The sequence below is a fragment of the Devosia honganensis genome (assembly GCF_042648785.1).
GTDB lineage: Bacteria > Pseudomonadota > Alphaproteobacteria > Rhizobiales > Devosiaceae > Devosia > Devosia honganensis.
Window position 1 is genome coordinate 16,936 of record NZ_JBHRYD010000004.1, and the last position, 18,252, is coordinate 35,187.

The 18,252-nt window shown below is 60.8% G+C and carries 25 protein-coding genes; 5 read left to right on the forward strand and 20 right to left on the reverse strand.

Going from position 1 to position 18,252, the window contains the following annotated elements:
* Positions 1-4 precede the first annotated feature (4 nt).
* From ACFOOL_RS06810 to ACFOOL_RS06835, 6 genes are read right to left on the reverse strand one after another with little or no spacing between them, the layout of a single operon-like run.
* Positions 5-814: a hypothetical protein gene (locus ACFOOL_RS06810; RefSeq protein WP_380096084.1), complete on the reverse strand. Its 810-nt coding sequence runs from the start codon at positions 812-814 to the stop codon at positions 5-7.
* Positions 811-1,650: a hypothetical protein gene (locus ACFOOL_RS06815; RefSeq protein WP_380096086.1), complete on the reverse strand. Its 840-nt coding sequence runs from the start codon at positions 1,648-1,650 to the stop codon at positions 811-813. The genes ACFOOL_RS06810 and ACFOOL_RS06815 overlap by 4 nt, the downstream gene beginning before the upstream one ends.
* Positions 1,647-4,091 (reverse strand): phage tail protein, encoded by a 2,445-nt coding sequence (locus ACFOOL_RS06820; RefSeq protein WP_380096088.1) that lies wholly within the window; start codon positions 4,089-4,091, stop codon positions 1,647-1,649. The genes ACFOOL_RS06815 and ACFOOL_RS06820 overlap by 4 nt, the downstream gene beginning before the upstream one ends.
* 3 nt (positions 4,092-4,094) lie before the next feature.
* Entirely contained in the window at positions 4,095-4,508 is a 414-nt protein-coding gene (locus ACFOOL_RS06825; RefSeq protein ID WP_380096090.1) for a DUF6950 family protein, read from the reverse strand.
* Positions 4,505-5,122 (reverse strand): hypothetical protein, encoded by a 618-nt coding sequence (locus tag ACFOOL_RS06830; RefSeq protein ID WP_380096092.1) that lies wholly within the window; start codon positions 5,120-5,122, stop codon positions 4,505-4,507. The genes ACFOOL_RS06825 and ACFOOL_RS06830 overlap by 4 nt, the downstream gene beginning before the upstream one ends.
* A 4-nt stretch (positions 5,123-5,126) precedes the next feature.
* Positions 5,127-5,783: a hypothetical protein gene (locus ACFOOL_RS06835; RefSeq protein ID WP_380096093.1), complete on the reverse strand. Its 657-nt coding sequence runs from the start codon at positions 5,781-5,783 to the stop codon at positions 5,127-5,129.
* A gap of 83 nt (positions 5,784-5,866) precedes the next feature.
* Here ACFOOL_RS06835 and ACFOOL_RS06840 point away from each other — a divergent pair, with 83 nt between their 5' ends.
* Positions 5,867-6,358, forward strand: coding sequence for a hypothetical protein (locus ACFOOL_RS06840; protein WP_380096095.1), 492 nt, complete (start codon positions 5,867-5,869; stop codon positions 6,356-6,358).
* Here ACFOOL_RS06840 and ACFOOL_RS06845 read toward each other — a convergent pair.
* Positions 6,333-6,575, reverse strand: a complete 243-nt coding sequence (locus tag ACFOOL_RS06845) for a hypothetical protein (RefSeq protein ID WP_380096097.1) — start codon at positions 6,573-6,575, stop codon at positions 6,333-6,335. The two genes, ACFOOL_RS06840 and ACFOOL_RS06845, sit on opposite strands and share 26 nt — an antisense overlap.
* A gap of 4 nt (positions 6,576-6,579) precedes the next feature.
* Positions 6,580-8,643: a tape measure protein gene (locus tag ACFOOL_RS06850; protein WP_380096099.1), complete on the reverse strand. Its 2,064-nt coding sequence runs from the start codon at positions 8,641-8,643 to the stop codon at positions 6,580-6,582.
* 53 nt (positions 8,644-8,696) lie between these two features.
* Here ACFOOL_RS06850 and ACFOOL_RS06855 point away from each other — a divergent pair, with 53 nt between their 5' ends.
* The 4 genes from ACFOOL_RS06855 to ACFOOL_RS06870 all read left to right on the forward strand — a co-directional run bounded on the left by ACFOOL_RS06855 (position 8,697) and on the right by ACFOOL_RS06870 (position 10,319).
* Positions 8,697-9,056 (forward strand): hypothetical protein, encoded by a 360-nt coding sequence (locus ACFOOL_RS06855; RefSeq protein ID WP_380096101.1) that lies wholly within the window; start codon positions 8,697-8,699, stop codon positions 9,054-9,056.
* 83 nt (positions 9,057-9,139) lie between these two features.
* Complete coding sequence (locus tag ACFOOL_RS06860) at positions 9,140-9,460, forward strand: DUF4236 domain-containing protein (protein ID WP_380096103.1); 321 nt, start codon at positions 9,140-9,142, stop codon at positions 9,458-9,460.
* A gap of 126 nt (positions 9,461-9,586) precedes the next feature.
* Positions 9,587-10,102 (forward strand): hypothetical protein, encoded by a 516-nt coding sequence (locus tag ACFOOL_RS06865; protein ID WP_380096105.1) that lies wholly within the window; start codon positions 9,587-9,589, stop codon positions 10,100-10,102.
* Positions 10,089-10,319: a hypothetical protein gene (locus ACFOOL_RS06870; protein WP_380096107.1), complete on the forward strand. Its 231-nt coding sequence runs from the start codon at positions 10,089-10,091 to the stop codon at positions 10,317-10,319. Before ACFOOL_RS06865 ends, ACFOOL_RS06870 begins: the two co-directional genes overlap by 14 nt.
* Before the next feature lie 90 nt (positions 10,320-10,409).
* Here the strand turns inward: ACFOOL_RS06870 and ACFOOL_RS16465 are convergent, their stop codons facing one another.
* The 12 genes from ACFOOL_RS16465 to ACFOOL_RS06930 form a co-directional block, all read right to left on the reverse strand.
* A complete protein-coding gene (locus tag ACFOOL_RS16465; protein WP_449240188.1) occupies positions 10,410-10,826 on the reverse strand; it encodes a phage tail assembly chaperone in 417 nt (138 codons plus the stop codon).
* Positions 10,823-11,278, reverse strand: coding sequence for a hypothetical protein (locus ACFOOL_RS06880; protein WP_380096111.1), 456 nt, complete (start codon positions 11,276-11,278; stop codon positions 10,823-10,825). Before ACFOOL_RS06880 ends, ACFOOL_RS16465 begins: the two co-directional genes overlap by 4 nt.
* Before the next feature lie 85 nt (positions 11,279-11,363).
* The gene (locus ACFOOL_RS06885; RefSeq protein ID WP_380096112.1) at positions 11,364-12,149 is read right to left on the reverse strand and encodes a hypothetical protein; all 786 of its coding nucleotides are present in this window, start codon (positions 12,147-12,149) and stop codon (positions 11,364-11,366) included.
* A gap of 74 nt (positions 12,150-12,223) precedes the next feature.
* Entirely contained in the window at positions 12,224-12,664 is a 441-nt protein-coding gene (locus ACFOOL_RS06890) for a phage tail terminator-like protein (protein ID WP_380096114.1), read from the reverse strand.
* 8 nt (positions 12,665-12,672) lie between these two features.
* Positions 12,673-13,128, reverse strand: a complete 456-nt coding sequence (locus tag ACFOOL_RS06895; RefSeq protein ID WP_380096116.1) for an HK97 gp10 family phage protein — start codon at positions 13,126-13,128, stop codon at positions 12,673-12,675.
* The gene (locus ACFOOL_RS06900) at positions 13,121-14,185 is read right to left on the reverse strand and encodes a head morphogenesis protein (RefSeq protein ID WP_380096118.1); all 1,065 of its coding nucleotides are present in this window, start codon (positions 14,183-14,185) and stop codon (positions 13,121-13,123) included. Before ACFOOL_RS06900 ends, ACFOOL_RS06895 begins: the two co-directional genes overlap by 8 nt.
* Positions 14,185-14,574: a hypothetical protein gene (locus ACFOOL_RS06905; protein WP_380096120.1), complete on the reverse strand. Its 390-nt coding sequence runs from the start codon at positions 14,572-14,574 to the stop codon at positions 14,185-14,187. The genes ACFOOL_RS06900 and ACFOOL_RS06905 overlap by 1 nt, the downstream gene beginning before the upstream one ends.
* Before the next feature lie 2 nt (positions 14,575-14,576).
* On the reverse strand, positions 14,577-15,080 hold the full coding sequence (locus ACFOOL_RS06910; RefSeq protein WP_380096121.1) for a DnaT-like ssDNA-binding protein: 504 nt from the start codon (positions 15,078-15,080) through the stop codon (positions 14,577-14,579).
* Between the two features lie 5 nt (positions 15,081-15,085).
* Complete coding sequence (locus ACFOOL_RS06915; protein WP_380096123.1) at positions 15,086-15,403, reverse strand: hypothetical protein; 318 nt, start codon at positions 15,401-15,403, stop codon at positions 15,086-15,088.
* A 79-nt stretch (positions 15,404-15,482) separates the two neighbouring features.
* Positions 15,483-16,565 carry a major capsid protein gene (locus ACFOOL_RS06920; RefSeq protein ID WP_380096125.1) on the reverse strand — a complete coding sequence of 361 codons (1,083 nt, stop codon included), beginning with the start codon at positions 16,563-16,565 and terminating at the stop codon, positions 15,483-15,485.
* A 25-nt stretch (positions 16,566-16,590) separates the two neighbouring features.
* Complete coding sequence (locus ACFOOL_RS06925) at positions 16,591-17,091, reverse strand: hypothetical protein (protein ID WP_380096127.1); 501 nt, start codon at positions 17,089-17,091, stop codon at positions 16,591-16,593.
* 5 nt (positions 17,092-17,096) lie between these two features.
* The gene (locus ACFOOL_RS06930) at positions 17,097-18,248 is read right to left on the reverse strand and encodes a hypothetical protein (RefSeq protein WP_380096129.1); all 1,152 of its coding nucleotides are present in this window, start codon (positions 18,246-18,248) and stop codon (positions 17,097-17,099) included.
* Between the last annotated feature and the right edge of the window lie 4 nt (positions 18,249-18,252).

Consider the following 18,252-nt stretch of genomic DNA (forward strand, 5'->3'; position numbering starts at 1 on the left):
GAGGTTAGCTTCGCCGGCCGAACCGGCCCCGAACAGTCAGTGTGTAGATGGACGAATAGTCAGTTGGGTCGTCATAGACAGCGGCATTGGCGCCGCCACGGTTATATGAACTGCATATGCTGACTGCAGCACTTCGATCCGGGCTGCTCAGCCCGCCCGTTTGTCCACTGAATGTTTTTGAATAAGGACTGCCCTCTCGCCAAAAGACCGGAAGAGCTGCCCCGCCGACGGCCTGATTCTGGATGCCTGAAAACTGCACGCCGTTGAACTGGCTGGCCTGAGGCGGCACTGTTCCGTAGGTGGTGAAATTTCCAGCGGCGGGCCCAACCGAGTGGGCAAGCCGGACAAGTAATTGCCCGTCAACGATATCGACCGTCAGCCCTCGCGAAATGCCCGGGCCTATCTCCACAACCATGGAACCCCATAGTTGAATTTCGGCACCCTCCGGCACGGCAGGCGAAAGCGTCTGACCCAGCCAGGTATGTGAGGGTGCTTTGGTGTGCGTTAGCATTGCCCTGCCGACCCATAGGTCTGCCCCGGTCGGGGCCGAGGCCAGAACTACATCATTTGACCACTCCTGTGGTCTGGCACCAACCGCAGTACGGCAGTTGCCATAATAGCCGATGGAGGTCGGGCCGGTGTTTGTCCCATACGACCACGTGTAGAGTTGGCCCTTGTTTGCGTCGGGAAAGGCAATGTCGGTGGTGAATTCCTGCTCTTCGCTCACGAACTGCAACAACCGCCCTTCGGTCGTCGCCACCCGGCGGCCCTGGTATTCGATGACCATCTGACCGTTCTCATAGAAAAAGCTCATGGTGCCTGCACCAGAACGGACGGGTCGCCGGTGAAACCGCCTTTGTAGTTCCCGTCGGGGCCCCAACCAGGCCCTCCCTGACCAAAGGAAACGCGAAACGTTGCGGGCACGATATCCCGGATCGTGCCGTCAGGCGCCACAGACCGAAACGTGCCGTTGTTGAAATCTGCTGTTCGTCCCGTAGGAATGCCGAACGGCGTCCCACCATCAACCACCTGGAGATAGCGACGATCCGAGCGGAACCGGTCGCCCGCCATGCGGACGATATCGGTCTCGGGGTCATAGTCCCAAAGTGTGCTGTTGATAGGCGCTGGCGGGCGGCGCAGCACCATAACCGTATAGGTGATACTGATCTCCGCCAGGGGCGTGGTGGTCTGCACCCCGACCTCGTGCAGCATGATCCTCGAGGCCGTTGCATAGGCTGTGACCACCCTCGCCCGACCATCGGCGCTATCAAACTGTACCGGGAATCCGGGATGGACAACATTCGAGCCGAGCAACAGAAAAAAGTCAGGCACATAGCCCAAATCGTGGGCGAGCAGGTCGTGGGTGCGAGTGACATTGCCATAGACCCGGCCATTGTTGACGCTAGCGGCACCGCCCCCGCCCGATCCGGCAGGGATGGCAAGGTGGCTAACCACCACATCAGTGGCATCGACGGCCACCTCCATCGGGTCAAAGGCCGAATGGAAATAGACATACGACATGTTGTGGACCGGATTGGAGAGCGGCGCATTGCATGGCGCCAGCGGATCGTCTGGGTCTCCGACATCGGTCGGCACTTCGTAAACGGCCACGTGACCACTCGCAGGATCAATGAAGCGGCGGATGGTCATACTGCGTCGTTCCTCATAGCGCCTGTCACCCAGTTGATCATAACCGCATTGTTGGCGGAGCGCTGAACGCCATTCTCATCCATGGCAACAATTGGAACGCCAGCCGACGTGTACCAGGCAAACCTCCCGGCCGCCCACCCGATCATGGTTGGCTGCAACGGATCTGTCGGGACATCCAGCCACTGCGACGCCGCGCGAAATTGCCCATCGTTGACGGCCGCTTGCTGCACATATCGAGCGCCAAACCCTCCCTCACCCGCTTCAGCATGCCACCGCACATTCACCTCGGCAGTGTTGCCGCCCATGGCCGCATAAAGGCTTTCCAGTGCGGTAGCGATGGCACCGCCTGGCCCCAAGGCCACCTCGATGATCTCGGTGAAGCTGGCCTCCAATCCCTCCAGTTCCACCTTGATTTCGCGGAACAGGCTTTCCCGCTTGGTGTAGCTTTCGCGGTCGGCTTCCTCCAGCAAGGTGCCGATGCGCTTGAACGTCTCAATGACCTGGCGGCTGGTGCCGATCTGGGCCAGCACATCCTTGGCGACGTTGGACAGATCGAGGGCGATGTCGCTGGCGCCGAGCTTGACGTTGGGCAGCTTGACCGGCATCCAAGAGCGCCAGTCCGTTTCCCGAGATGTGAAGGGAACATATTTCCCGCGGACCTCCACATCCATATTCGGAAGAAAGGCCTGGCTGAATATCGGCTGCGCTGCCTCGCCCACGACATCGGCGCGGTACGGGAATTCTCCCTCGAAGAAGGGCAGCGCATCGCCGGGCCGCCGCACCTGCACCGCGAAGTAGCGGACGTCATCCATGCCGCCCTGATAGAAGCCCTCAAGGCCGGGGCGGCGGCCAACATTGTCGCTGTCCATCAGGGTGAGCGGCGCAAAGCTGATGCCCGTGGCCGGCTGGCTGGGCGGATAGATCGTTTGGATCGGGCCTACAGACCAAGGTTGCCACGCGCTTTCCGGCGGATCGAAGTCGTCCGGATCAACCTCGCGGATCGTCATGGTCTGCACGAAGGTGCGGCGGCCAGACATTTCGAGGATTTCGAACGCCTTCCCGGAATATCCTTCCGAAAGAATGGTCCCGTCAATCACGTCGCCGGGCTCAAGCATCCATGAGATCGGATGGAACGAGCCACGGAAGGTGCGGAAGCGGCGGCCGTCATGGAGATAGCTATAGGCCAGGCGTTGCGCCTGCTCGTTGCGGCTCACCATGCCCAGGGTGAGGCCAACCGGGAGCTTGCGATTGCCGTCTGCCGCGATCATCCCGGCGTCAGATGCTTCGGGCGCCGCCTTTGTGCCCCACGCCTCGCCCGGCTCGGAATAGCTGATTTCAACAGCGTTGTGCGTCGCCTCAAGGCCGGGGAAAGGCGTGATGGTCCTTGGGTCGGTGATAAGCAATTCGCCCTCACCGAAGCTCCACACCGACGCACCGGGCAAGCCGCAGCGGGGCTTGTAGCTGCCGGCGCTCTCGATGAAGCGGCCCAGCGATGCCTTGGCGATCTCGTCCAAAACATCGACCGGCTGCATATCGACGGTGATCTCGCCGCCGATGGTGAACTGCTTCTGATTGCCCCATGCCGCCATCGTCCGGTCGGCTTCGTTCATGGCCGCGATCCACGCCGACTGCGGCAGGCGCAGAATGGGCAGGTTCTGCAAACCCCACATCCATTCCGAGCCGACATAGACGCCCATGAAGGCGATGTTGTAGGCAATCACATAGGGGTTTTCGGTCCATTCCCATGTCGCCGGATCATTACGACGATGGGAGCCGGAGCCACCAGCGGTCGAGTCCTTGCGGATGTTGTAGCAGCGCAGGCCCCGGACCTCGAACAGCATCGACGGCGGGCGCCCGTTCCAGTTCTCCCGGTTATAGCGGGTGGTGACGATGGCGTAGGCCGTGCCATAGCCCACCATATCGGCATCATAGGGCCGGGAAGGATGCGAGCCGAACTTGGACCGCAGATAGGCGTCAGGCGTCGTCTGGTCGCCGCGGTAGAACTTGACCCAGAGGTGATCCTTGCCGCCCTTTCGGCCCTGAGCAATGGGATAGCCGAATTCGGGGTGCGCCTCATCCCAAAGGATCGTGGCACGCTCCTTCTCGACAAAGACGCCGCTCAGCCCATCAAGCGGCGCATTGGCCAGCTCCAACACATCGACAAAGTAGGCATTGGGCGTCGCGCCAACATTGCCCCACGAGCCGGCATAGACGCGGTGCCCTGCCGTAGCGGAAAGCCCGACGATGAAGGACAGCGGGTTGTTGCCGCCGATCTGCATGGTCAGCGACACGCCCGGATCGCGCTGTTTTTGCGCCTGCGGCTTGGGCCTCAGCGCATTGGACAGCAGGGTCGAGACAACCGACAGCCCGACACCCACGACAAGCTGCGTGACCCATCCGCCAGCAGCAATAGCGCCGAAAACTGGTGCAAGAAAAGGCATGGACTATACCTCGAATGCGCGCGTGGCTTCGGCACGGTCGCGGGTTTCGATACCCGCAGGCGTGACAACCAGAATGCGCTCGCCGTTCAGGATGCCGAGCGAAAACCCGAAGGCATCATCGGTCGGAATGGCCATGACATCACCGATCTGGGCCATGACGGGCGCAGCGCGCTCAGGGAAGAACAGGCCGGCGAAGTCTGCCATGTTGGCCGCCCCTGCCCGCTTCATGACGCCCAGAGCGCCCTTGGGGGCCTTGTAGCGGCCACGGTGGGGCTTGGCATGGTCCACGCCCGTCATCGCCTCCACGGCGCCCGCTACGAACAGCCAGCAGTCATGCGCGCCCAACTGATAAGGATTGGCCCGGGCCGCATTGACATAGGCGCTGAAACGCTTGCGCCAGCCTTCCGTCCGCATCATGCACTCTCCTGCCCGAACGGGATGATCCAGTCGCCGGCCACCCCGATATATTTGTGAAAGCCGTCATTGCTCCGGGTGCGCTGATGAGCGTCGGAGCGCTTGGCCGGATTGGTGCGGGTCAGTTGCCGGGTGTCCGAGACGAAATCGAACTTGATGCCGCCTTCGCCGCCGGCGGCCGGAACTTCCTTGGGCGCGCCGTTCAACTCACCGACGAATTCCAGCAGCGCATCGATCAGATTGCGCGTTGCGGGATCATAGATGGCTTGGAACACGGCGACCTGGGCCAGCCGCATGTCCTTGCCCCACATCTCCATGACCGTGGGATGGATATTGGAGAGCGTGATCGACTTGCGCCGGATCGACAGGTCCGAAGTGCGCGATGTTTCGCCAACATCAAGGATCGCGCCGGCACCAACAAAGGGATAGCTTTGCGATGATCCAGTCCAAGGCGACGTTACCGTGATCGTCTCGGTGTCGTGTTCGGTCCAGAAGGCATAGGTGGCGGCCTCACCGGTCCATTCCTTCACGGCCAGGACAACGAGGTCGGAAACGACAATACCGTGCTGGTCCGCTCCGGCCAGAAGGCCGGCGGTTGTGGGGCTAACAGTGCGCATGGGATCAGATCAGCTTTTGAATGGCGGCGAAGGTGAAGCGCTGATGCAGGGCGCCGGCCTGCTGGGGCTTGTAGGTGCCGGGGATCAGCTTGGCCCGCATCGTGGCCGGCGCCAAATAGATCGGGTTGCCAATAGCGGCGCCGGATCGAATGAACGTGGTCAATTCCACCAATGGTGTGAGACCGCCCGAATCCGCCGTCACGGTCCCGGCAAGACGATGGATGGCACGGCGCTTCTGCCCGGTCGGGCCATAATCCCACGCGGCCATATCGCCGCGGGACAACACGTAACCGGCAGGTAGCCCGCCGATGCGCAGCTCGTTGTTGCTCGCTCCCAGCGTGTGGATGGTCGGGGTTGCGCCACCCAACAGCGTGCCATTCCCATCCTGCCGAGGCCCGAGTTTGCGCGGATTGGCAATGTAGAAATCCCGGCCCGGCGCCTCCAGCATCTCGAAGATTGCCGCGATTGCTTCGGCATCGTCATTCGGGATGGGCCCGGTTGTTCCATCGAAGCGCCAGAGCGGCGACGCCATTTCGGCATTGAGCGGCTGCCCGTTTCCAAGGCCGGACATCTGGTCGTTGCGGGATAGCGAGAACATGCCATCCTCAAGGCCGATTAGGGCCATGAAGTCGGGAAAGGCGAGCGGGAATGATAAGGCCATAAGATCAAAAAAATCCTCGTTTGTTCAGGGTGACTCGCGCCTCGCCCATCTGCCACCATCTGAAACGGGCAAGGGAGGGGGCGATGTGGGCGATTCCAGAAGACTTGAATGAACAGTTCGAGGCGAGCACAGACCGCGCGGCAGCGATTGTTGGCGGCGCCTATGTAGAGGAGTGCTTACTACGGGCGCTCAAGTGGCATCTGCACAAAGATACCAAGCACTTCGACCGACTTTTCCATCACAGCGGCCCGCTCTCAAGCTTCGAGATGAGAATTCGCATCGCTGTGCTGGTGGGGCTCATCAACGGCGAATTCGCCCATGACCTGCTGATCATCAAAGATGTCAGAAACGAATTCGCTCATAAGCTGGACCTTCAATCATTTGACGCACAGAAGATAAGCAGCTGGCTTAACAATCTCAGCCTGTTGACCATAAATCGAGGCTTCCTCGCTTTGGCAGAAAAACGAGACCCGACCCCGCGCGAAATATTTCAGGGCGCGGCCGGTGAAGCTGGTGGGATGCTCAGCGCAAGACGACCCACCATGATGCCTACCCCGCCGACTTACCGTTCCTGACTCGCTCCATGGCAACATAAATCCTGAAAATGACATGATCGCTGAACGGATGATCACCAGGATGAAGTGCAGAAGATAATGCAGCCCTCTCCCCAGCATCCAGCATTTGAGGCGTAACCTCAATGTGCATGCCCGGTGCGCCGTACACCTCGGCATCCCGGTAGTCATTCATCAACTCAAGAAACTGAATGTGCCTGGCAGGCGCATTACTGGCCATTTATTTACACCCAACTCTGACGCGGATTGGCATTGATGGACTGCACAAAAGCCGGAAGCTGTTCGCGCAAGGCTTCATCGCGCTGGTCGAGTAACGTCCGGACTTCGGCTACCGACACGCCCGCGTTCTCACCGACAGTTATATGCGTCACTGGAGCAAAGACGATCCGACCATTATCGTTCGCCTGGTTCTGGTTCGCCACCATCGCCATAGACCGCTGATGGTCATAGACCTGCGAGCCGCGCGGCAGGTTGACCAGCTCTGGCCCGCGTTCACCCACCCATGCCAAGCCGCCGGGGGCATAGTTTGTGCCGCTGGCAAAGCCGGGAATGCCGAAAATACCGGGCCGGCCAAAGCCACCAGCCACGCCCCAGCCGCCGCCGAGGCTGTTGCCGCCCATAAACGCCCCGAAGATCATGTCGAAAATGCCGTTGGCCGCCATGGACAGAGCGCGGTCAGCAATGCGGTCCAGTGCTTTGGCACCTGCATTGCCTAGCGCTTCCCAGAAGGTCTGCCCGTCTTGGAGGCCTCGCTTCATATCGAGGAAGAAGCCGCTGAACGTCTGGCGGTAGAAATCCCATTCCTGGGCGGCGGCGCGGGCTGCATCGGAGAGAGTTTGTCCGAGGGTCTTTGCATTGTCATTGGCGGCTTTTGCTGCTGTGCCAACACCGTTGAGGCTCGCAACTGTATGTTCAATCGGCTTATAGGTCGCCTCTACGTCTCCTAACTTGGATAGCTGCCCCTCCAAGTCTTGCAGTCGAGAGTATGCCGTATTGATGCCCGCAAGGGCGTCATCCATGATTCCGGCGCCGTATTTGGGATCACGGCCTTCACCAAAGAGCGCCTGTGACAGGTTCTGCATCGTGGTGCCGAAAGCGTCGGCTGCTGCGGCCTTGACCTTTGCCGCTTGATATTGAGCGCCGGCTTCGTCCAACGCCGCACGCGCCGCAGCAACCTGCAACTCGATCTGCGATCGAAGGCCGTCCCGGAAACCTTGCGAGGAAGTCTTTGCTACCTCGATAGCATTCGCGTTCGTTGTCAGCGCCTCGGCGTGTGTTTGAGCCGCTTGTGCAGCGAGCCCCTGCTGCTGTTTCAGATGGATGATGGTGCCGGCCAGGGCGCCGGCAAGAAGCCCGATCTGCACGAACGGATTGGCCAACATGGCCGCCGTCAGTAAGCCGAACGACAACGTGGCGGACGCAATGGCTGGGATCATGGAGACGGTAAGAACCGTTGCGAGGGCGCCCGCAATCGGCACCAGCATGTCCATATTATCGGCAAGGGATAGAATGACCTCGGCAACCGCACTGGATGCGCCATACGTCTTGTCGAGAGTCCCGATCAGCGCCGTGAGGTTGGTTTGGATTCGTGTGAATGCGTCACCTATGGTGGCCGGCATTTCAGCGGCTTCATCGCGCAGTTCTTGCAACCGGCCAGTCAGCGCTCGTGCAATCACATCACCAGTTATCTTGCCTTCCGACGCCATCGTGCGGAGCCCAGACACAGTAGTGCCCAATTCTGCTGCCAGCGCCTCCGCAACACGCCCGCCATTTGCAAGCACAGTCTCCAGGCCATCAGCCTGCAACTTCCCAACAGCCATTGCCTTCGCCAGTGCGTTCTGCACGGAAGCGGCGCGGTCGCCCCGCGTGGCGGTGATAACGAGAGCGTGGTTGAGGGCTTCTGTGAAGTCGGCGGCCTGACCCGCCGAGTATCCAAGGTCGCGCAGAACGCCAACGTTGCGCGAATAGACCTCGACCGTCTGTGACAGCGGGCTATAACTGGCATTGGCCAGTTCAACCATACGCTGCATCAGGGCGGGCGCGGCGTCCATATCCTTAATCGCGGCGCCAACGCGGCTTTGCATGTCCGACCAGGCGTCAGCGTAGCCCACCAGTTCCCTAACACTGAGCGCGGCGCCTATCGCGCCGAGCAGTCGGCCAACAGCGGCGCCCATCTGGGCCGCCCTCTTTTCGGTCAAACCGGCCTGATGGTCGAAATCTCGCAGCCGATTTTTCGCCACTACGACACCGTCGCTGCGAATTTCGAGGCCCAAAGTGGCGATATCCATCGTTGCGATCCTTTATGGCGTGAAGTAGCGTCCCGCCGAGATGGAGGGGTGCTATGCGGATATGGATTGTTCTGATTTCGTTGGCTTTGGCGGCGCCATCAGCCGCTCTGGAAGCGCAAAGCAGGGTTGTGGAGGGGTGTTTGGCGGCACTAGCGTTTGGATCGGCTCAAGAGGCCGTTCAACCTACTGTAATTCAAGATTTTTCTGCGCTTTCGCCGCCGCGCACCCGCATTTCATTCACCATTGACGGTGTGGATGCACCTCGCCCGTTCTTGGGATCGTGCGAGTTCACGAATGCGGAAAGCCCCCTCGGTCTGATTGAAATGTGTGTTGAAGACAACTGCTTTAGCAAGGGTGACGCGACGCCCCGCTTTGACGAAATCAACATGCTGCTTGAGAAGGCAGGGTTCTAAAGCGCCCTTTATCGGCGCGAGAGAGTAGACGACTCGACTCTTTCGCCTTCATTTGATCTTCTACTTCCGGGGTGGGGCCGGTTGTGGGATTTCGTTTCCGTAAATCGTTCAAGATTGCGCCGGGTGTTCGAGTTAACTTGAATGCCAAGAGCACCAGCGTCCGCATCGGTTCTAAGGGTCTGGGCTATACAATCAGCTCCACCGGCCGAAAGCGCGTTACTGCATCCATACCTGGCACCGGAATTTCGTATACCGAAACCATCCCGGCGAAGAGGATGGCTCCCGAGGTTCGCGCAGCACCACAAGAGTCGCCCTCGAAAGCTAAGAAAAACAACTTCCTTCCGGTGTTTCTTGTTCTATTGGCGGCCGTCATTGGCATTGGCGTTGCCAGCAACGAAGACTGACTCGACTCTTTCGGGCGGGACTGCTTTGATGAGCGACAAGGATTCTTAGGGGGACAATCCTTGGTCTTTGACGAATACAAGCACGCCTACTATTATGCCCTGCGTACGGCTGCCAGAAGCAGGGTCGTGGCCCAGATCAATGAGCGGTCAATGGGCGGGCCAAGCCACGAAATTTGGGATGGCATCTCCTTGGCTTCCGTGAATCCGGAGGCCATAGACTATGCGCGCTTGGAATGGCCCAAATTCTATAATGAGGGAACACACCTCGGATTTTCCCAAAGCTGGGAACGTCTCTTCTATCGTTTCGGCGCAATGCCTGACCATTTTGGCCTAGCGATCTGGCAACAATTCGGTGACACAAAGGTGCTACAAGGTCTGGCTTTGGGGAAACCTTCTCGGGCCAAAACGCATTTGACGATTAACTGGGTCGAACGATCATTCGAGCCTACCTACTTCCGCGGAGGCATACTGATACCCATATTGGCCTGTGCGGAGGAATATGCAAACCTCCTCGGATGTCAGCGGGTGTTGATCAAGGACCCCATTGACCCTGGAGTTTACGAGAGATACGGCTACACGCCGTTTACCCTGCACAAGGGTGCAGAGTATCTAGCAAAGGAGTTGCCACATGGCTGCGCTTAAGAAGATTGAACCGTCCGTCACTTCGACCGACGTCGTTCAGCTTGCTCTCGGCGAGGCTATGGAGCGCATCAATGCCTGTGCTCCTACCTCTACGCTGATCGCTTCCATCCCCCAGGATGAATGGGATTCCCTTGACCATTCCGAGGTGAACCCGCTTGTTGCAGACAAGGATGGGCTGGACTTCCGCGACGAGGATGAAGTCGAGCACGTAGCGTAAGGCTACCGCGCCTCGTTCAGGAGCCCGCCGCAAGGCGGGCTTTTTGCTTTTCCTCACCTCATTGCCGCCCTGAATGCGTCTCGGGCGGGATTATCGCTTCTCGATGGATTTCAGCCCATCCTTGAGCGCTGCTTCACGATCATGCTCACCGGCTTGTTCTGCCATCTTGGCGAGGAACAGATCGTCCAGCGCCTCGATTAGATCGATGTCGAAAGGATCGAGCGCCGTTCCGGTCCGCCGGATAAACGCATCAATATCCGGCCATTCAATTGGATTGTGGCCATTGAAGCCCGGCGCTTTTCGCCGCCTGATCCGGCGCCAGGCACTCCATACATACGCCACAGAGGCAGGAAACTCCGGCGTGGCAAGCTCTGCCTCAAGTTCGGCCGCAATGTCCGCCCTGCCCTTCCTGATGGCCCTTTCAAGGCGACTGGAGAGGCGATCTCTGCGGGTTCTACCTTCTTCCCATCGATCCAGCTCAAAGGCGCGCTCGGCGTAGGCGGTCAGCCGTTCTCCGAGCGCTTCATAAAAGACCGCTCGTCACCGATGAACTCGGTGAGCTGGGCCATGAGCGTATCGCCTCGAGCCGGGTCCATCAGGAGCTTAATCGCGTTTTCCATCGAGAACGGATAGGGGTCGCCATTCATCTTGATCGGAGTCCAGCCGATAATGCGTCCGGCGAAGGCTTCCGCGGTGCGGCGCAGTGCTTCCTCGGTGGTCTCGTCATCACCCTTCCACTTCTTGCCGTTCACGCGAGCCATTTCCTGAGCTTTGTGGCGGGCGAGGCTTTCCTTACTCAACCGGTTGCCCAGTTCAATGGCCTGCGGGTGCCCGGGGCCGGCGATGAACCACTTCCACCCGGTCGGGCTACCATCGCGCCGCTTGATTTCAAGCTCGGCCTGATCGATGGCGGCCAGTTCATCAAGATCGAATTCGGCAATGGCCGGTTCTTTGCTCATATCTCACCTATCGGGATCGTTGGGAAATGTCGGGGTGCGCCGCCCTGCCCCGACGACAGGGCGGCGCTATCGCACGTGCGAAGGGTTATTCGGCCAGCGTGTCGGCAGTCGCGCCGGAGGTGGCAGGCGTGCTGCCGGCGCCATTCACCGCGGTGACGATGACCCGGAGTGGCTTGCCGACCTGGGCGAGGAGCGGCACAAACGTTATGCCGGTCGCGCCGGCAATGTTCGTCCAGCCGGAATTGTCTTCCTGCCATTGGTAGGCGAACGAGGTCGGATCGTTGGACCAGGAGCCGTTCAGTGCCGTGAGGGTTTCGCCCTGCTGCGCGATGCCCGCAATGGACGGCAGCAGCGAATTGACCGGCGCCGACAATGCGCCAGAGGCCACCTCAAACACCGCCGTATTGATGCCAACGTCGAAATTGCGCCGCACCACGTTCGAGACATTGCCGAGATTATTCGCTTTCGACATGACCAGGCCGGCATAATAGAGGACCGATTTCGAGTGGCCGGCGGTCCGGGCGTCGTTCAGCTCGATCTTGAACGGATAGTTGAAGTCGGTTCCTTCCGCCGCAATAAGCGCTTCCTGCCCGTCATCGAGCGGGTCTCGCCCGACAACAATCGACTGCGTGCCTGCGTCCTTCGGCCCTTTGAGCTTGCGGACACGCTTGTCCGCGATAGCGGTGAAGTTGATAGATTCAGAGGTGTCGCCAATGGTGCCGATATCCTCTTTTTCCTCGACCTCAAGCCAGTCATTGATGGCGGCAAAGAAGTTGATGGCATCGCCGTCGCTCATGGCGTTGATGGTGTCAGGGTTCACCGAAACCGGGCTGAAAAACAACCGCGACCCTGCATTCGAGTGGATTGCCATGGGGTTTCTCCTTACTGGCATGAAAAAACCCCGCTCAATGGCGGGGCGGGTTAATCCGGGCTGCCCGGGCTGGGTCAGGCGTAGGTTTCGAGCTCGATCAGCACCGGCACCTGCAGGTGCGTGTCGACAAAGACCGGACCGATGCTTGGCGCCTTCATGACCCGGACCCGAGCTCCCATGAAGACCATGGCGAGGTCGGTGTAGAAATGCTGGGCCACCTGCCCCGCAACCTCGATGGCTCTGGCCGATCCCTGCGACACGGTGCCGAACACGTCGATTTGCAGCACGCCCGGCCGGCGATGTGGATCATTCGAGCCGATGAACTGGCGCTGCGTCTGGTTTGGCGTCCACGTCACCCGGAGATAGCGCGTGAGTGGATCGGGTGTATAGGTCTGTTTTCCCGCCGGTAGCGGGCCATCGGTCCACACGATTTCGTAGGTCGAGGCCATTGGCAGTGTCGCCACGCGGGCGCGGATCGCTTCGGATATCTTGGTTTCGATGGTCGGAGCTGACATGCGACCTCCTACAGTCCGAACGCTGCTTTGACGGCCGCGGCCCGGCGCTGAACAATTTCGTTCCACTTCTGGGCTGCCAGTGTCACCCATGGCTTCGGCACCGTGCCGTTGGCGCCGACGAAAACATGGTATCCGTACCGAGCCGTGTAGCCGAGGTAGAGCGTCCCGCCGCCATCCCATCCGTTGATTACAAGAATGATGCCAGCCATCTCGTCTGCGCTGACCGGCGCACCCGGATTATCGCGCACCAGTTGCGGCATGGCTTCGGTGGAGGCAACCAGTGATGCCCGCAAGAAGCCGGTTCGGACATAGCCGGACGGCGCGGGCGGTGCGTCATAAACCAGCCTGTTGAGCTCGGCCTGCATTTCCCGAACGAGGTCTTGCGCGCTCTCTTTCAGGACCGCCTCAATCGCCTCGGGAACTTTTTCAGCCCACGCCGATATGGTCGCGCTGAAGCTAGCCACCAGTGCGGGCCCGGTATTTGCGCAAAGCCTGCGCGGTGAAATCCACCGACAGCTCAAGCAAACATTTGCAATTCACGATCTCGCTCGCCGGCAGGTTCGGATCGTGGGGCCCGGTGCACTGGTGCCCGCTGGGCAGAGTGAACATCTCACCGAATGGGATTGTCTTGCCGACCATGGCGAGATGGCCATCACGCGGCGCCCGGCTGACCGTGCGCTGCCAAGTCTTGGTCAGGTCTTGAGCGTCGAGCTTCCCAGCATCGATCTGCTGCTGGAAGGCGTCGGTCTTGGCCTTGGCCAATGCGATATTGGTTTCGGTCAGGGCTAAATTGTCGGCCCGGTATTTCAGGGCTCGGTTGGAATAGGCCGTGACGATCCGGTCAACAGCCTCAGCCGGCACGCTGCCGCCCTGCTCCAGTGCGCGGTGCACATGACCGTCGAAGCGCTTGTCGCGGAGCTGGTAGCCCAGATAGTCCCGCATGGCCTGGGCATCACCCGCACGCAGCCCGCCATAGATCTTGTCGAGCGTCTGCACGCTGGATGGCGTCAGACCCAGCACCCCGCCCTCTCGAAAGCCGGAGCGGCGGTTGACGCGCCCCACCAGCCCCAGGGCCGTCTGGCGCGGGTTCTGGCCGCGAGAGAGGCCGTCCACCAGCACCGAGCGGGCGACGGTAAGCTGCTCGCCCACTAGGTCATCCACGAGCGAGGCGGCGTGCTGCCTCATCGCCTGTTCGGCCGGAAGATTGCGAACGCCCCAGGTGAAATTCACCCTTGCGCCGCTCGGATCGCGCAAGGCTGGCATCGAGCCCACCGTCGCAATGCCGCCAGCGTTATATGCGGACAGGATGCCTGCCTCGAACCGCGCGAAACGGTCAGCGTCGATGTTCAACAGCCGCATGGCCGCGTCGAGATTGCCCCGCTCCAGCTCGGCGATCAGGGCTTGAAGCGTTACGGCCGAGGTGATCGAGCGAATTGCGTCCAGCCATTCGCGGGCGAGCGCGGCTTCCCATTCGCTGGCAAGGTTGATCAGGACTTCACGGGAGGAAAGGCGCTTGAGCATTACCGCCTAACCACCGCGTCAAACATAACCGTCACGCCCGCCGGCGCCAGCGTATCGAGCTTTTTGATCGTCCACGCCTCGCCACCGGTGTAGCTGTTACCCGAGAATGCCCCATTAAAGATCAGCACGTCCCCAACCACCGGCGTGATCGAAAGCCCCTGCCGCGACATGAGCGCCTGCCTATCTCCGCTCAAAATGAGTGTCCCATCAATCCTGCGCTCATCCATCGGCAAAATGGCCAGCGTCACCGGATAGTCTGTGATGACCTCCTCGGCTTCGTCCCAGTTGTTCGCGGGCGGGACTATGACTGTACGGCGGATGGCTCCCGTTTGGCCGAATTCGGTCAGCAGCTCGGACGCGACGCCCTGCATTTCGCCATAGAAGGTCATGGTCAGTTCCCGATTGCCCAGAGGCCGGCGAACTCGCCCGACACGTCAGGGCAAAGCAGGCCCGCGATAAGCCCATCAATCTCAGCATCAATGGCAGCAAGACCGCCCGCCCCGATCTCAACCGCCCCGCCTTCAAAGAATTCGCGCTCAATCGGGCCAACCTTCTGCCGCTTCACGCGCTGCATGGGGTTGACCGTGGTCGAGCCAAAGGTCGGATCGGTCGCAATGAGATAGGCTGCCCGGTAGGAGGCATCGACCCACTTTGCCGGGATGGCGTCGGGGGCGATAGCGATGCCGTTGACCACGTGACCAGTGCGAGGCCATGCCCGCTCCTGGTCAATGCCGCCAGTGGGCACAGAACAGGCCAGCCGGGGGCCATATGTGCCATCGACATAAGCCGAGCCGCGCTGGCGAAGAACGGCCAGAGACGGGGCGCCAGCGGGCAGAGCGAGCCCGTTGGCGGTCATCCATGCCGTCAGGTCAATATCTTCGCCATAGCCGGCCATGACGATCAGGCCGCCAGCTTTGCGTCGATCAGCTCTTTGAGCTTCTCGGTACTGATGTTCTTTGGATATTCGATCCCAAGCTCGGAAGCCTGCTTTTTGAGTTCATCGCGCTCGCTCGGGGGATCATTCGGCTTCGCGCCACCAGCCTTGCCGTCACCATCATGGTCGAGCGGGTTGGTGACAGGTTCCTTGCCCTTCTCGTCGGCAAGGACGCGATAGCGACCGTCCAGACCCTTGGGCTCTTCGGAGACCTCGATGATGGTGCCGATGGCGACTTCGCCCGCGGTGCCGTAGATGCCACGGCCGGTGATTTCAATGCGCATGTCGCGCTCCTATGGTTGGGGTGGGCACACAAAAAGGGGCCGGAAACTCCGACCCCTTCACAGTGACCGCCGAGGCAGATCAGTTGTTGATGACCACCGAGTAGAACACGCCAGCGGCGCCGTTCCAGTCCGCACGGATGTCCAGGCCCATGGCGCCCATGACCAGGAAGTTATAGTCATCGACGGGGTTGAGGCGGACGGCGGCCGTGGTGTTCACGGCCATGCCGACCAGCGGGCGGATGAAGGTCGCATCCGGCACAAAGGCGAAGAACTCATTGCCCGAAAGCAGCGAGGTTTCCTCGATCTTGTTGATGTTCGGATGCGTCCGCAGATAGTCGATCAGTCGACCGGGCTTGTAGCCAGCCGAGCCGGAGAAGCTGCGGGTGAAGTTCTGCATGATCTCAGGGGAGACATACAGGTTCACCTTGCGGCCGGCCAGCTTGTTGGCCCGGATGGCGCCGCCGATGCCGTTCGTGAAGAACGTGTCGATTGCGTCAGCCGTGGTCGATCCCGAAGTCAGGTCGATATTGTAACCGGCCGGGCTGGACAGGTTGCCAATGTTGATCGCCTTGGCGTTCGGGTGGTTGCGAATGCCGTAGCCGACCGAGCCCTCGAACTTGATAGTGGTATCGCCATCGAGGGCGTACTTGGCCATATCACGGCGCAGAGCAGCGACGTGGGCCTCCTGGTCATCGGCCAGAGCGTCGAAGTTCTCCGACTGCATGGTGTTCCACTCGCGCCACGAGCGGCCATAGCCGGTATTGAAGATCGGCACGATTGCCTGACGGTAATCGTATTCGACCTTATCGACGGTCTCGGGCACCTTGCCCGAGATAGTGCGGCGAACCGTGCCGGCGTCACTGGAAACGCGATAGCCGAACGCGATCTTGCCGATATGCACCGGGCGAGCCAGGGCCATGAGGTCGCGCATGAAGTTTTCACCTTCATCGTCGCGCATGACGCGGCGGGTGATGGTGTCCATTTCCAACCAGGCGTCACGGGGCAGAACGGCGGCAGCATTGGTCACCAGACCCGTGCTGGACGCCAGTTCGGCCATGCTGGCCTCATGGATATGGAAGGCTTCACGCTGTGCGCCAACCTCGGCCCACCACTGGCGGTGCGGCCGGGAATTGGCGACGAGCTGTTCATCGAAATAGCGCATCGAATTTTCTCCTTATCGACCGCGATTAACCGGGCGTTCCCTGCGGACCCTGCGCGCCGGGGATGCCGGAAACACGAATGCGGATCAGCTGGTCAGCGCCGGTGTTGTTGTTGAAAACCTCGTCCGCAAACGCGACGATGTTGTCGGTGCCCGGCGTGGCAATGGCGAGCTTGCCGCCCGACGCCAGCTTGAGCGGGGTGCCAACGGCGGTGATGTTCGTGCCGGTGGCGATGACGGCGGCGTACTGCGTATCGTCCTGCAGTTCGAGACCGAGAACGGTATCGCCGTGGACCACCGGGGGGCCGGCGGCATAGGCCTTGTAGGCGTCATTGACACCCTTCATGGCCAGGTAGTTCTCCTGGGCCAGCCAGATCTTGCCCACGGTGGACGCGCCGGCGTTGACGAAACGGCCCGACGAAAGAACGACGAACGTGCCGGGCTTCACGGCGCCGCCCGCTTCGGCTTCACGGACCTGCGGGTCGTTCTTGCGAGCCGGGCCCAGATGGATGCGATTGTAGCGACCCATGACGGTTACTCCTTCTTGTCGCCGGCAGGCAGCTTGAAGCCGCCGCCTTCGGTGGTGGAGGCGCCAAGGGCCGCATTGAGCGTGGCCGCCTTGCCCGGCTCCGCCTTCTTCGCCAGCGCGCGCGCCGCGTTGAGGGTGAGTTCGCTGGCAGCGGCCTCGTCCATGATATTGGCCTTGACGATCTTGGCCTGGAGATCAGCCAGTTCGGCATCGTCCTTGGCCTTCTGGTTGGCGGTAAGTTCCGCCTGCGCATCGACCAGCGGCTTGACGGCGTTCGCCACCACGTCACCGATCACCTTGCCCAGCGCATCGGGCTTGAGCGCCTCCGAGAGGGTCTTCACCTCTACGGAGAGCGCATTGAACTGCTCTTCAGAGACAGCCATGTCGTCTTCCTTTCGATTGAGAGAGGGTTCCCGCTCGGTGAGCCCAAGGGCTTCCATGATCGCGGTCTTAATTCGCTCCAGAGCAGGAGCCTTTTGGCGCCGCTCCACAGCTCGGGCGAGGGAATCCAGCGCCCAATTCATGTCCCGCTCGGCTTCGTCTTCGAGCGACGAGTTGATGACGGGGATGTCTTCTTCCTGGCCGGCGGAATTCACCAGCATGCCGACGCCCTGCTCCGGGGTGGCCGCGCCCTCCTCGCCCAGGAGAATGGCGTCATGGTCGAACACCATGTTCCGGGCGATCTTGGCGTATTTGGCGTTGTTGGCGACGGGCTCTAACTGCATCAGCAGGCCGGTTGATGTGTGGATAGGCTCGCCGGCCTCGATGGCCTTGAGGACCGCCCTACCGCCCTCGCTGCTGTTGGCGACCTGCACGTCAATCACCTTGTCGACGAGGACGCGGCCATTCTCCTGCCGGACGTTCTCATTCCAGGCGCCGACGAAGTGCCGAACGATGGCCTCCGGGTCTTTGGCCGAGACGAACTTGCCATTGATGACGGGGTGGCCGAGCGGCGCCGGGGTGCGCTCGAGCTGCTTGAACGACTTGGCGATCTCGTCGGCAGGGTAGAACACCTTGCCCTGACTGCCGTTCATTACGATGTTGTCGGGCATGGTGGCGCTCGGCACGATGATCACGTCCCGCCCGTTGCGTTTCTCTTTGCGCACGGCGGCCATGTTCACGACCGCGCGCACATTGGCGCGGACTGTCTGCGGCATAGCG